The organism is Enterobacter sp. MGH85 (assembly GCF_001037655.1).
Taxonomy (GTDB): domain Bacteria; phylum Pseudomonadota; class Gammaproteobacteria; order Enterobacterales; family Enterobacteriaceae; genus Enterobacter; species Enterobacter intestinihominis.
The window spans coordinates 3,740,413-3,753,877 of sequence record NZ_KQ089925.1 but is presented as its reverse complement, the minus strand read 5'-3'; the positions used below and the strand labels follow the sequence as shown (position 1 = coordinate 3,753,877).

Annotated in this window: 14 protein-coding genes; 7 read left to right on the top strand and 7 right to left on the bottom strand. The window is 52.7% G+C overall.

Annotated elements, in window-relative coordinates; genetic code table 11:
* Positions 1–370 precede the first annotated feature (370 nt).
* Together SK51_RS25680 and SK51_RS17745 are read left to right on the top strand one after the other, a co-directional pair.
* On the top strand, positions 371–1,135 hold the full coding sequence (locus SK51_RS25680) for a DUF6453 family protein (protein WP_226876836.1): 765 nt from the start codon (positions 371–373) through the stop codon (positions 1,133–1,135).
* A gap of 61 nt (positions 1,136–1,196) precedes the next feature.
* A complete protein-coding gene (locus tag SK51_RS17745) occupies positions 1,197–2,429 on the top strand; it encodes a phage tail fiber protein (RefSeq protein ID WP_048206868.1) in 1,233 nt (410 codons plus the stop codon).
* Positions 2,430–2,522: 93 nt separating this feature from the next.
* Here the strand turns inward: SK51_RS17745 and SK51_RS17740 are convergent, their stop codons facing one another.
* On the bottom strand, positions 2,523–2,789 hold the full coding sequence (locus tag SK51_RS17740) for a DinI family protein (RefSeq protein WP_047359570.1): 267 nt from the start codon (positions 2,787–2,789) through the stop codon (positions 2,523–2,525).
* A gap of 99 nt (positions 2,790–2,888) precedes the next feature.
* Between SK51_RS17740 and SK51_RS17735 the strand changes: the two genes are divergently transcribed.
* Positions 2,889–3,128, top strand: coding sequence for a hypothetical protein (locus SK51_RS17735; RefSeq protein WP_001137970.1), 240 nt, complete (start codon positions 2,889–2,891; stop codon positions 3,126–3,128).
* Positions 3,128–3,448 carry a hypothetical protein gene (locus SK51_RS17730; protein ID WP_000505182.1) on the top strand — a complete coding sequence of 107 codons (321 nt, stop codon included), beginning with the start codon at positions 3,128–3,130 and terminating at the stop codon, positions 3,446–3,448. Before SK51_RS17735 ends, SK51_RS17730 begins: the two co-directional genes overlap by 1 nt.
* 263 nt (positions 3,449–3,711) lie before the next feature.
* Here the strand turns inward: SK51_RS17730 and SK51_RS17725 are convergent, their stop codons facing one another.
* Positions 3,712–4,995 (bottom strand): YeaH/YhbH family protein, encoded by a 1,284-nt coding sequence (locus SK51_RS17725; protein ID WP_023305941.1) that lies wholly within the window; start codon positions 4,993–4,995, stop codon positions 3,712–3,714.
* A gap of 89 nt (positions 4,996–5,084) precedes the next feature.
* Positions 5,085–7,019 (bottom strand): protein kinase YeaG, encoded by a 1,935-nt coding sequence (gene yeaG / locus SK51_RS17720; RefSeq protein ID WP_006809140.1) that lies wholly within the window; start codon positions 7,017–7,019, stop codon positions 5,085–5,087.
* A 432-nt stretch (positions 7,020–7,451) separates the two neighbouring features.
* On the opposite strand from yeaG, the gene SK51_RS17715 reads away from it, so the two are divergent.
* Positions 7,452–8,198, top strand: a complete 747-nt coding sequence (locus SK51_RS17715) for a MipA/OmpV family protein (protein WP_032676322.1) — start codon at positions 7,452–7,454, stop codon at positions 8,196–8,198.
* 66 nt (positions 8,199–8,264) lie between these two features.
* Here the strand turns inward: SK51_RS17715 and SK51_RS17710 are convergent, their stop codons facing one another.
* Complete coding sequence (locus SK51_RS17710; protein WP_022647789.1) at positions 8,265–9,149, bottom strand: D-hexose-6-phosphate mutarotase; 885 nt, start codon at positions 9,147–9,149, stop codon at positions 8,265–8,267.
* A 74-nt stretch (positions 9,150–9,223) separates the two neighbouring features.
* On the bottom strand, positions 9,224–10,219 hold the full coding sequence (gapA, locus tag SK51_RS17705) for a glyceraldehyde-3-phosphate dehydrogenase (protein WP_006809136.1): 996 nt from the start codon (positions 10,217–10,219) through the stop codon (positions 9,224–9,226).
* A 341-nt stretch (positions 10,220–10,560) separates the two neighbouring features.
* Between gapA and msrB the strand changes: the two genes are divergently transcribed.
* Entirely contained in the window at positions 10,561–10,974 is a 414-nt protein-coding gene (gene msrB, locus SK51_RS17700) for a peptide-methionine (R)-S-oxide reductase MsrB (RefSeq protein WP_022647790.1), read from the top strand.
* Between the two features lie 41 nt (positions 10,975–11,015).
* Positions 11,016–11,288: a YeaC family protein gene (locus SK51_RS17695; RefSeq protein ID WP_022647791.1), complete on the top strand. Its 273-nt coding sequence runs from the start codon at positions 11,016–11,018 to the stop codon at positions 11,286–11,288.
* A 51-nt stretch (positions 11,289–11,339) separates the two neighbouring features.
* Here the strand turns inward: SK51_RS17695 and SK51_RS17690 are convergent, their stop codons facing one another.
* On the bottom strand, positions 11,340–12,593 hold the full coding sequence (locus SK51_RS17690) for a chitinase ChiD (protein WP_023305943.1): 1,254 nt from the start codon (positions 12,591–12,593) through the stop codon (positions 11,340–11,342).
* 224 nt (positions 12,594–12,817) lie between these two features.
* A complete protein-coding gene (pncA, locus tag SK51_RS17685; protein WP_023305944.1) occupies positions 12,818–13,459 on the bottom strand; it encodes a bifunctional nicotinamidase/pyrazinamidase in 642 nt (213 codons plus the stop codon).
* Between the last annotated feature and the right edge of the window lie 6 nt (positions 13,460–13,465).

The following is a 13,465-nucleotide window of genomic DNA, read 5'->3' as shown; positions in this document are numbered from 1 at the left end:
TCACCTTTTTCAGATTCGATGATCACCTGGCTCTCCCGTGACAGGGTTACCGCGGTGCTGGCGGCCAATGTACAGTTTGAGTCCGGGATCGCTTACGTCCATTCCGGCACCGGCACGCTGGTGCTGGGCGGATATGTCTATTACGGCATGGGAACGATGGGCGCAATTGATGATGTCAATGAAACCAACACGACGAGCCCGACGCAGCTCAGGATGACGCTTTCCGGCCTGGACATGTCCCTGTTTGCCAAAACGCTTAACGAACGCTGTGTCGGGAAACCGGCGGAACTGTATCTGGTGGCAATGGACGACAACGGCGTTGTTCAGGTTGCTGACCTGATTTTTAAGGGGCGGGTGTCCGGTATTCAAGCTGGACAGCGTCACTATCTCCGGCGCGAACGTCACGCAGAACTGGAGCGGGAATTCAAACCCCGGATTTCCCAATCCGCAGCGCGTGGCGTTCTCCGGCACACTCTGGCAGATCCTGCCCGTAAGCCAGAACTCAAACGTTGGCCTTCTCGTTCAGAACAGCACCGATTTTACTGCGATCACCACGGCGTCAAGGGTCGGGTACTGCATCTACAAAGCCAGGGTAACTGTCGGTACGTCCGGCTGGGTTACTCCGACCATTGCAGGATTTGATCGCAGCAAATATCTGGTCTGCTGTAAGTGGAACAGCCCTTACACGCTGGACTATGACGGAAACCGGCTGCTGTTTCTGAATGATGGATCAAACACGGAAGACCAGCCCATGAGCGGCACCGTTGATGTGGTCATCTTCGCTGGTGGCGTTTCTCCGGTGGCCGCGAATTCCGGATTCAATATCTATAACGCCGCGGGCCAGTGCACGTTCTCAACTGCGCGGCGCCCGTTCGTTTATCTTGGCGTTAATTTTGTGCCTTCCACGACGGCGCAGACAGTTCCCGGTGGCGGATATGTGCCCGTTGGCCGTTTTGGGCTGAGGGTCCCCAGCTTCGGTGGCGGTCGCATTTATCACTACCACTATGGGCTGGTCATGCAGAACGGGACCCTCAGGGTCGGAAGGGGAGTGTATGTCGGCTGGGCAGACAGGCAGCTGGCGAACGCCGGGGTTACGCCTATTTCACTCCCGGTCATTCCCGATATGTACGTTTAACGACTTCTAACTTGCTGAACCTCGCTCCGGCGGGGTTTTTTATTGCTTCAAAGGAGCAACTATGTCCGCAGGAACACTGACTCTGACAAATAATTCAGCCGCGGTAACCGGCAGCGGTACCGCCTTTACCACCGAGCTTGCCGTCGGCGATTTTATTGTTGTGACGGTTGGCGGCATCCCTTACACGCTCGCTATCAAAACGGTGAACAGCAATACCTCCCTGACGCTGGTCAGTAACTATACCGGACCAACGCAGGGCGGCGCTGCATGGTATGCCGTGCCGCGCGTTGCGATGAACCTTGTTACTGCTGCGCTGGTGGCACAAAGCGCAGAAGCCATGCGCGGCCTGAACTATGACAAGCAGAACTGGCAAAGCATATTCAGCGGGACTGGCAACGTTACAGTTAAGCTTCCAGACGGTAGTGAGTGGAACGGACCAGCATGGAATAGTTTTATCACTGAGTTGAACAAAAAAGCCGACAAGAGCAGTTTAGGAACTGCCGCAACAAAAAACATAGGAACAGCGAGCGACGAAGTCATGCAGCCCGGCATGTTTGGGCTTGGTCGTCCGGATGGGGCATTAATATTCAACACAACGAGCCAGGATGATCTTCTTGCTGGATTGACAGGATATGGGCTTACAGTTCTTCGAAATAATGCACAGATACCAGAGCCATGGAATATATGGAACTATTCACCGACAATATTTGCCCGGACAGGTGATACGTATAGCCTTTTTTCAATGCCTTTTCAGTCATCTGGCAAAGTTCGTATTTTTGGTGGTGCAGCAGCAACTGGATGGAATCACAGCAGGATATTATACGATGATAAAAACACAGTCGTGGATAGCAATGGCTTTATAAAGCAGGCATCCCCGGTCGTCAAAATCTTCACTGATGGTAAGTATGAAACTAACGACGAATCAGAAGGCGTCACGGTGACTCGTCTGGATGTCGGGCAATATCTTATTGAAGGCTGTAAAGCACTCAATTCAGACGCTGCCTGGGGCGGTATCGACGGAGGATTTGAAATCCCCACAGACAGGAATAAGCAACCGCTCATATGGCTGGATTATGAGGTTAGCGCGGATGGTTCTGTGCTGGTGAAAACCTACCACCGAACTCACCCTGATGCGCCAGCATTTGCCAGGAATGAGCGTGATGGATTGGCAGATGGTGAGCCGGTTGACATCCCGGCTCACCAGTTCGTCAGCGTTCGTGTAGAAATGCCAGTTGACAGCATCTGGAATCAGAAACAAACGGAAGAGGCTTTAAAGCAGGAACAGGGCTCGTAAAAAACCGCCGCCCATTTTGTGTAAGAATGAGCGGCGGCTGATTGCTCAGTGTTCATGCCCGAGCAAACGTCGGGAATATTACCCGAACAATATCTACAGGCCAACCTGGCGAACGGTCGGGAACTCAGAAACCAGCCACATATCGGACTCTTCAAACATCTCCTCCAGCAAGCGGTTCAGTTTTTCCCGATCGCTTTTGCTGGCATCGCTGTTCAGGCCGTTCGCCTGCATCGGCTTCACCTTCACTTCGGCATCAGGGAAAATCTGGTGCACCCGCTTCGTCAGCTCGGCCAGTATGATTCCTCTGGCACCTTCGAGCCCCTCAACATTGCGTTTGTCATAAACCAGTTCAACAAACATACCGATCCTCTTATAAGTGAAAACTGCCTGTGCTTGATCTGTTTTCGTGAAAATACTACTGTATATGCATACAGTCAATGAGCGAGTGAGGGTGCGTTTATGCCTCGTCAACCGAATATTCGTGCTGCTTTTATTGCGGCCATAGAGCTTAACCCAAAGGGCTACCGCTACCTGAGAACAGACCGCTTCATACAAAAGTTGCGTGGTTTTAACTGGCACTTTACCCGTGACGATGCAAACAAGTGGATAGAGCGCAACCAACCTGGTTTCGCTGATAAAACGACAGACGGTAGCGAAAACCGTTACTGGATCTTGCGTAACATGGGGAGGGTTCACTAATGGGATTTGCATCACCTGCGACTGATTACGTCGAGCGCCAGCTCACTCCCGAAATACTGTGTCACATGGGCGCTGATAGCAGGGTGCTCGAAACTGATATGGGGTTTGCGGTCATAGAGCCAGCAACGAAAAAGACGCCTGGAGATGTGTTGTTAATTTTGTGCGACGGCCACACACAATTTGCAAAACTCATGGGCAAGGCGCTCATTACGGATGATGGTGAAGCGATTGAGGGAGCAGCGCTTGAAGAAGTGGAAGTGCTGGGTAGGGTGACATTCTTCATCAATCGTGCATTAGATGATGATTGCCCTGCAATATAGATAAATTTCCCCATGCTTCACTGACGAATAACCAGCCATAAGCGGCTGGTTTTTTTTGTGTGGTTTTGGTCGGCACGATAGGATTTTTCCTCCATCGCATGATGGCCATCCTTAAAGCTCAAAGGAAGTTTATCATTATCACTTCTTCAAAATCGCATTCCCCAAAATAAAAGCTAAGCGAATGAAAAATATAGTGAAAATTAAGAATGAAAATGCAATAAAATCAGCCAGAAAAACATGGTTAACTGGCTGATTAATAACATTTAATTGGAGGTTGTAGAACTCTGCTTCTGGAACAGTTCCCGGAATACCGGATAGATGTCATCCTGGTCACGAATATGCTGCATCGCAAAGTTATCAAACATCGCTTGCAGATGCTCATACTCGCGCCACAGCGTCTGGTGGGCGCGACGGGTAATTTCAATGTAACTGTAGTAGCGCACCACCGGCAGGATCTTCTTCGCCAGAATTTCATGACACAGGGGCGAGTCATCCGCCCAGTTATCGCCATCCGATGCCTGGGCGGCGTAGATGTTCCACTGCGCCGGGTCGTAGCGCTCCTTCACCACCTCATCCATCAGCTTCAGGGCGCTCGACACGATGGTGCCACCGGTCTCCTGCGAATAGAAAAACTCATGCTCATCCACCTCCTTCGCCTGAGTGTGATGGCGGATGTAGACCACCTCCACGTTCTTATACGTTCTGCTCAGGAACAGATAGAGCAGAATATAAAAACGCTTAGCCATATCCTTGGTGGCCTGATCCATTGAACCTGACACGTCCATCAGGCAGAACATCACCGCCTGGCTGGAAGGCTCCGGACGTTTTTCGTAGTTCTTATAGCGCAGGTCGAACGTGTCGATAAACGGCACCCGGTCGATCTTCGCCCGCAGTTCGGCAATCTCTTTTCGCAGGCGCTCCTCTTCCAGTAGTTGCGCCGGTTCGGTGTTTTCCACCACTTTCAGGTTGGTTTCCAGCTCGCGCAGTTCGCGACGTTTGCCTGCCGTCATCGCCGTGCGTCGCGCCAGCGAGTTTTGCAGTGAACGCACCACGCTGATGTTGGCGGGCACCCCGTTTGCGGTATAACCCGCGCGATGGGTTTTGTATTCGTTGAGCTGACGGTGCTGATTCTTTCTCAGATTCGGCAGGGCCAGATCCTCAAACAGCAGGTCGAGATATTCGTCTTTTGAAATCTGAAAGACGAACTCATCCTGGCCTTCACCGTCCTGGCTGGCCTGTCCCTGACCGCTGCCAGAACCGCCGCCTCCGCCTTGTGGCCGCTCGATTCTGTCATTCTGGACGAAGTGGTCATTACCTGGGTGCACGCGATGGCGAAGACCGCCACGCCCCTGATGAAACATCGGTTCGCTGATGTCATCGTTGGGAATGGAGACGGATTCGCCGCTGTCGACGTCGGTCACCGAGCGTTTGTTGATGGCCTCGGAGATCGACTGTTTAATTTGCGCTTTATAACGGCGCAAGAAGCGCTGGCGATTCACCGTGCTCTTGTTTTTGCCGTTAAGACGCCGGTCAATAAACCAGGTCATATATCCCCCGTACTGCATTTGCCAACTTGCAGCGTCCGTAAGTGCCGGACATTTTGTTGGCCCGGTAAGCGCGTTACCGGGCACTTGTTTTAAGACGATTTACGCACGCGCAGATACCATTCACAAAGCAGGCGGACCTGTTTGCGCGTATAGCCTTTTTCCATCATACGGTCGACAAAATCGTCGTGCTTTTTCTGCTCGTCGGTTGAGGTTTTGGCGTTGAACGAGATAACCGGCAACAGCTCTTCCGTGTTAGAGAACATTTTCTTCTCTATAACTGTGCGCAGTTTTTCGTAGCTGGTCCAGTTTGGATTGCGGCCGTTGTTATGCGCTCTGGCGCGCAGCACGAAGTTCACAATCTCGTTTCGGAAGTCTTTCGGGTTGCTGATCCCGGCCGGTTTCTCAATTTTTTCCAGCTCTGCGTTCAGAGATTCACGGTCAAACAGCTGGCCGGTATCCGGGTCGCGGTACTCCTGATCCTGGATCCAGAAGTCAGCGTAGGTGACGTACCGATCGAAAATGTTCTGGCCGTATTCGGAATAGGATTCCAGGTAGGCGGTCTGGATCTCTTTGCCGATAAACTCGGCGTATTTCGGGATCAGGTAGCCTTTCAGGAACTCCAGGTAGCGTTCAGCCTGCTCCTGTGGGAACTGTTCACGTTCAATTTGCTGTTCCAGCACGTAGAACAGATGAACCGGGTTGGCGGCCACCTCTGCGTGGTCGAAGTTAAAGACGCGGGAGAGGATCTTAAACGCGAAACGTGTCGACAGGCCGTTCATCCCTTCGTCGACCCCGGCGTAATCGCGGTATTCCTGGTACGATTTGGCTTTCGGGTCGGTATCCTTCAGGCTTTCGCCGTCATACACGCGCATTTTGGAGTAAATGCTGGAGTTTTCCGGCTCTTTCAGGCGCGACAGGATCGAGAAGCGTGACAGCGTTTCCAGCGTTCCCGGTGCGCAAGGGGCATGGACCAGCTCACTGTGGTTGAGCAATTTTTCGTAAATCTTGATCTCCTCGGAGATCCGCAGGCAATAAGGCACTTTGACGATGTACACACGGTCAAGGAACGCCTCATTGTTTTTGTTGTTACGGAAGGTCACCCATTCAGATTCGTTCGAGTGGGCGAGGATAATCCCGTTAAACGGCAGGGCGGAAATACCTTCTGTCCCGTTGTAGTTCCCCTCCTGGGTGGCGGTCAGCAGCGGATGCAGCACTTTGATCGGTGCTTTAAACATCTCGACAAATTCCATAATCCCCTGGTTGGCGCGGCACAGCGCACCGGAATAGCCGTAGGCATCCGGGTCGTTTTGCGCGTGATGTTCCAGCTTACGGATATCGACTTTACCCACCAGCGCCGAGATGTCCTGGTTGTTCTCGTCACCGGGTTCAGTTTTAGCAATGGCGATCTGCTCGAGGATAGACGGCCACACTTTCACGACGCGGAATTTGGTGATGTCCCCACCAAACTCGTGCAGGCGTTTTGCCGCCCACGGCGACATGATCGTACCGAGATAGCGATGCGGAATGCCAAACTCTTTTTCCAGAATTTGCGCATCCTCTTGCGGATTAAACAGGCACAGCGGATGGTCATTAACCGGGCTGCGCTCGCCGTTGGCGCTCAGCACATAGATCGGCACGCGCTGCATCAGCGCTTTCAGCCGTTCAGCCAGGGAGGATTTACCCCCGCCGACGGGACCCAGCAGGTAAAGGATCTGTTTCTTCTCTTCCAGCCCCTGAGCGGCATGCTTCAGGTAGGAGACGATTTGCTCAATGGCATCTTCCATACCATAGAACTCTTCAAACGCCGGGTATCGGGCGACTACCCGATTCGAAAAAAGACGGGAAAGCCGTGGCTCCAGGGCAGTATCAACCATGTTTGGCTCACCGATAGCCATCAATAGCCGTTCTGCCGCATTGGCATAGGCACTGCGATCTTGCCGACAAATGGTAAGAAACTCCTGCAGTGTGAACTCTTCGTCCTTGGCAGCTTCGTAGCGCTGGCGATAGTGATCGAATATATTCATGGCATGCCGTCCTTTCGTTTTTTAGCACAGGATAAGAGCCGTTCGTATGAGTAGTGGAGGCTCCCGGAAGAGAATCTTTCGCACCTCACTGCCAGAGCAGCAACCTGTGTGCCAGGTCGAAGGCTATGAACCGCAGGGTGTTCAGCAAAACCTCTTCTTAAATTAAAGCGTAGATGGCAATTGCAAAACTTGCATACGGATAAAATCTACTTTCAATGACATATCAATAACTCATCCAAAAATTTCCACTGCGGTTATAAGCGAAAAGGGGGTTTTTCATTTATCGGTCACATAAATGAAAGCGGGATGTCATCTGAAAAATGAAAAATAACGGGTTAATCAAATGGATTCGCGCGCAAAAAATTTTGGGATGTACGGGAATGGCGGTTACACTTCACCCGCTGATTATTTGACTACAGGAAAGAATGGATTGTGACCAAACTCAAACTTCTGGCATTGGGCATCCTTGCCGCTACCGCAGCGAGCACCGTACAGGCTGAGAGCCAGTGGACTGTTGGCGCGGGTGCTGGCGTGATCAACAGCCCGTACAAGCAGTATGACCGCGACGTTTATCCTGTCCCCGTTGTCACCTATGAAGGCGATAACTTCTGGTTCCGTGGATTGGGCGGCGGCTACTATCTGTGGAACGATACGGCCGATAAGCTCTCCATCATGGCCTATTACGACCCAACGTACTTTAAACCAGGCGACAGCGACAGCAATGCGCTTCGTCAGCTGGACAAGCGCAGAAGCTCACTGATGGCCGGGCTTTCTTACGTCCATAATACCGAGTATGGCTTCCTGCGCACGGCGCTGGCGGGCGATACCCTGGACAACAGCAATGGCTTCATCTGGGATCTGGCGTGGCTTTATCGCTATACCAACGGCGCGGTGACCCTGACGCCGGGTATCGGTGTGCAGTACAGCAGCGAGAATTACAATGACTACTACTATGGCGTGTCTAAGGCTGAGTCTCGCCGCAGTGGTCTGAAGAGCTACAGCGCTGATGATGGCTGGGATCCGTACCTGGAACTCACCGCCTCGTATAACTTCCTCGGTGACTGGAACGTTTACGGTACTGGCCGTTATACCCGTCTGAGCGACGAAGTGAAGGACAGCCCGATGGTCGACAAGTCCTGGTCCGGCATCTTCTCCGTGGGTGTGACCTACAAGTTCTGACCAGAACGTGATGTATTAAAACGGGGCGCTTGCGCCCCGTTTGTTTTTTATGGTGCCTGATAAATATTAGCGCTTCACAATCTTGATCGTCTGGCCTAAGCGGGACGGTTTTTCTTCGCTGGTTTTCTGCGGGGCGGTCACGCACGCGGTTTCCACACACACGAAGGTCTTGTAACCGTCATCCGGGATATCTGCCATGCTGACGGAAAGGGCAGGGCCCGGGTTCCAGCCCACCACGTTGCTATGGTGGTGGTGAACCACGTCAATGCCGCGGTTCAACGCGCTGTCGTGGATGACGCTACAGGCTTCCGGGTGCAGATACACGCGGTCGGTACGGTCCGGGAAGCTCTGAACGCCGTCGTCCAGCCTGCCTTCTTTCGCGTTGTCCACTTTGTCGATAAAGGTATCGCCAAGTCCGCTCACCTTAACGGCCTGAATGTCGCCTACGTTGAAATAGGTGTGCAGGGCGGACGTTGTTTCGAATTCGCCGTGCGCTTCCAGTTCAATCTCGCAGGTTTTACCCAGCTTGAAGCGGGCATAGAGGGTGAATTCATGTGGCCACAGGGCGCGCGTTTCATCATTTGCCTGAAGTTCAAAGGTCAACACCGCGCCGTTATCATCTTCGTTGTGGGCTTTCAGCGTCCACTGCTGGTTACGGGCGAAACCGTGAGACGGCAATCCCTGCTGCGCTGACGGACCAAACCATGGCCAGCAGATCGGTACGCCGCCACGGATCGCCGCCCCTTTTTTGAACGAGGTGGCCTCGCTCAGCCACAGGCCTTCTTCTTCGCCTTCTGGTTTCCAGGAGAGCAGGTGGGCGCCATTGAGCGCTACGGAGGCTTTAACGCGCGGATGATCGACGACGATGATATCGGCGCCGTCAATCTGACGGCGGGAGAGCACAGGGGTAAGTTGTTCGACTACCGGAAGTGCAAAAATTTTATTAATCATTAAGCAATCCTCTGTCTAAAAACAATAAAAAAGGCGACCGAAGTCGCCTTTTAGGATCAAGCACTCATCTCAACTTATTTGGAGATGTGAGCGATCAGGTCCAGTACTTTGTTAGAGTAGCCAGTTTCGTTGTCGTACCAGGAAACCAGTTTCACGAAGTTGTCGTTCAGTGCGATACCTGCTTTAGCATCGAACACGGAAGTGCACACTTCGCCGTTGAAATCGGTAGATACAACGTCGTCTTCGGTGTAACCCAGAACGCCTTTCATTGGGCCTTCGGAAGCAGCTTTGATTGCTTTCTTAATTTCTTCGTAAGAAGCAGCTTTTTCCAGACGAACGGTCAGGTCAACAACGGATACGTTAGGAGTTGGAACGCGGAACGCCATACCAGTCAGTTTGCCATTCAGTTCTGGCAGTACTTTACCTACTGCTTTAGCAGCACCGGTAGAAGATGGGATGATGTTCTGAGCCGCGCCACGGCCGCCGCGCCAGTCTTTGTGAGACGGGCCATCAACGGTTTTCTGAGTAGCGGTGGTAGCGTGAACGGTAGTCATCAGACCTTCGATGATGCCGAAGTTGTCGTTGATAACTTTAGCCAGCGGTGCCAGGCAGTTGGTGGTGCAGGATGCGTTGGAAACGATGTCCTGGCCAGCGTAAGTTTCGAAGTTTGCACCGCGAACGAACATTGGGGTGTTGTCTTTGGAAGGACCAGTCAGAACAACTTTCTTCGCACCCGCAGTGATGTGTTTACGTGCAGTTTCGTCGGTCAGGAAGATACCGGTAGCTTCAGCTACAACGTCAACACCGATTTCGTTCCATTTCAGGTTAGCTGGGTCTTTCTCAGCAGTAACGCGGATGGTTTTGCCGTTAACAACCAGGTGGCCGTCTTTCACTTCAACGGTGCCGTCGAAACGACCGTGAGTTGAGTCGTACTTCAGCATGTACGCCATGTATTCAGCGTCCAGGAGATCGTTGATACCAACGATTTCGATGTCAGAACGTTTCTGAGCAGCACGGAAAACAATACGGCCGATACGGCCAAAACCGTTGATACCTACTTTGATAGTCATATATTCCACCAGCTATTTGTTAGTGAATAAAAGGTTGCCTGTAAAATTACAAAAACCTTACGCAGCGTCAAGCGGAATCGTGTCAATCATTGCGACAAATCAATCCTGTGACTAACGTTTGTGCGACTGACTCGCCTCACTTTCCCTTTGAGCTAGCAACCACATGGGGGCTGCGCCCGGAATTTTAAAGGCCTCGCAGGATTAAAATGTGAAATTGATCACAATTGCCTGACCGCCTTTTCGCGACACATAAGTTTAGATCAAAAGTGCACGCGCGGGTGTTAATGTTTTGTTAGAATCTGGGTTAAAAGATGTCTGTTTCAACAGCGAGATGTAAGCATATGTCGAACCAACATAACCCCGACGATTTGAAAAAAAACCTTACAGAGATGCAGTTTTACGTAACGCAAAATCACGGCACGGAACCGCCGTTTACCGGGCGTTTGCTGCACAATAAACGGGAAGGCGTCTACCACTGCCTGGTGTGTGATGCACCGCTGTTTAACTCCCAGACTAAGTACGATTCTGGCTGCGGCTGGCCAAGCTTTTACGAGCCTGTCAGCGATGATGCGATCCGCTATCTGACGGACTCCTCGCACGGCATGGTGCGCACCGAAATTCGTTGTGGGAATTGCGACGCCCATCTCGGGCATGTCTTCCCGGATGGCCCGCAGCCGACGGGGGAGCGTTTCTGCGTAAATTCGGCTTCGATGAGCTTTACCGATGACGAAAACGGCGACCAGACCAAGGGTTGAAAAAACGATTCAGCAAATTATTCCTTTGAAAGGGAGAGATCGTGAATATTGATGACATGATTGCAGGCATGACCCCGGAGGTTTATCAGCGCCTGGTGACGGCCGTTGAGCTGGGAAAATGGCCGGACGGTGTGGCGCTCACACCTGAGCAAAAAGAGAACAGCTTGCAGCTGGTGATGCTGTGGCAGGCGCGTCACAATACCAACGCCCAGCACATGACCATCGACACTAACGGTCAGATGGTGATGAAAAGTAAGCGCGAACTGAAAGAAGACTTCGGCATCACGCCGAAGCCGATTGCAACCTTCAAATAAATCTCCCATGTAGGCCGGGTAAGGCGAAGCCGCCACCCGGCACACTACACCTTAGTGCGGGATCCCAAGCGACTCCGCCAGCTGCTTCGCTAACTGGTTGTTGTCATCCGCGCCATACTCCCAGAACATCGCCCCGGCGAGACCTTTCTCCTTGATGTAATCTGCTTTAATCGCCACGGAACGCGGGTTCTCATAGGAGATCGCAAACAGCGCCTTCCCGTCGGCGGATTTTACCGACAGCCACGGCACCTTCGCCTGTTCGTCCCAGTGCTCGGTAAAGCGTTTCTGCGGATCGTTTAGCAGTTTGCGGACGATATCGTTGTATTTCACGTAGGTATCTTTGGTCAGGTCATAGCCAAGCGATTTGAACAGGCCCAGTTCCTGCGGCCCGAAGTAGGGCTGGGTGACAGGATTGTTTTGCGCGTCCGGTTTACTCCAGTCGATACCCGGTTCAACGGCGCGCTTCGGTACACGACCGTAAAAACCGATTCCGAGGTTCATTTGCTGCGGCTTAAGGCCGGCGGCCAGATAGTTATTCACCACAAAATCAACGCTGTATTTGTCTGCGGCAGCCACCGTTGGCCAGGCGCTGGAGTCATACAGATTCGCGTTAAAATACTGCGTCCCGTACGCCATGTCGTAGGTCATCAGGTTGATGTAATCGAGCAGGGGGGCAATGGCCTTCACATCCACCCAGCTTTTCGGACTTTCTGCATTTGCGCCCACCGCAATCGTGACCAGTTTTTTCTTACCAAACGCGTCACGCATCTCTTTTAACAGCGCGGTGAAATTATCCCTGTCGGCTGGGGTGCTCTCGACCAGTCCCCACGCGCCGTTGACCGGGAACTCCCAGTCGAGATCGATCCCGTCCAGGCCGTATTGACTGACGATCTGCTGTGCGGAGCGAATAAACACCGCGCGGCTCTCTTTGGTAGCCGCTGCGCCAGAAAAACCACGTGCGCCCCAGCCGCCAACGGAAAGCAGCACTTTTAAATTCGGGTTTTGTTTACGAAGCTGAGGAAGTAACGCCAGGTCGGATGCCACCTTGGGTGATAACCAGATTTGATGCAGTTTTGCCGGATCTTTCAGTGCAGGGTTGGTTTCGTCTTTCTCGTTGTTATAGACCAGACCAAACGAGTAGTTGAGGTGTGTGATCTGACGGACATCGAGTTTATTGATATCGCCACCCGGTCCGGCGGTAACATCGCCACCGCCATTGAAGTAGCCCACGGACATCATGGGCGCGGCGGAAGCCAGTGACGCGCAAAGCAAGGGTAATGCTGCCAGCAAGGGCAAACGTTTCATATAAGTTCCTCTTTGACTGAATAAAAATAACCACGCCACAGAAAAGGCGTGGCGAAAAAACAGCCTGAAGAGAATACCATCGCCGCTTCGCTTGTGATGCGAGGGAGTTCACTTTATGGGAGATCGGGGAGGGGTTTTGCCGGGTGGCGCTGATGCTTACCCGGCCTACAAAACCAGAGAAAGTAGGCCGGGTAAGGCGAAGCCGCCCCCCGGCTAAAAAAAGCTTACGCCTGCGTCTCCATCCAGTCAGCCAGCGTATACAGTGTTGCGCCTTCTGCGGCCATATCCATAAACGCCTGGGCGCTGTCATGCGGCTGAATATTCACCCCGCGACAGCCGTCGGTAATGACATTCACGGTATAGCCCAACTGGAGCGCATCCAGCACGGTGAACTTCACGCAGTAATCCGTCGCCAGGCCCAGCACAATCAGCTCGGTGATCTCATGATGGCGTAACCATGCGTCAAGCGCCGTCTTCTGGCGGTGACCGTTATCGAAGAATGCGCTGTAGCTGTCGATGGTTGGATTTTCACCTTTGTGGAACACCGCGTCGATGGCTTTCTGGTTCAGCAGCGGATGCAGCTCAGCGCCTTCCGTCTGCTGCACGCAGTGATCGGGCCAGAAGGTTTGCGCCAGTCCGTCCAGTTCGCCCTGGCTGTAAGGCTCAACGTTGTGCTGGCTGGCAAAGCTGCCGTGGTTTGCCGGATGCCAGTCCTGACTCGCCACCACCGCTTCATCACGAGCCTTACACCACTCAATCAGCGAATTCGCGACGTCTACGGTGCTGTCGCCTTCCGCGACGGCCAGCGCACCGCCCGCACAGAAATCATTTTGCAAATCGACCAGTAACAGGGCGCGTTGCTTCATGGGAAC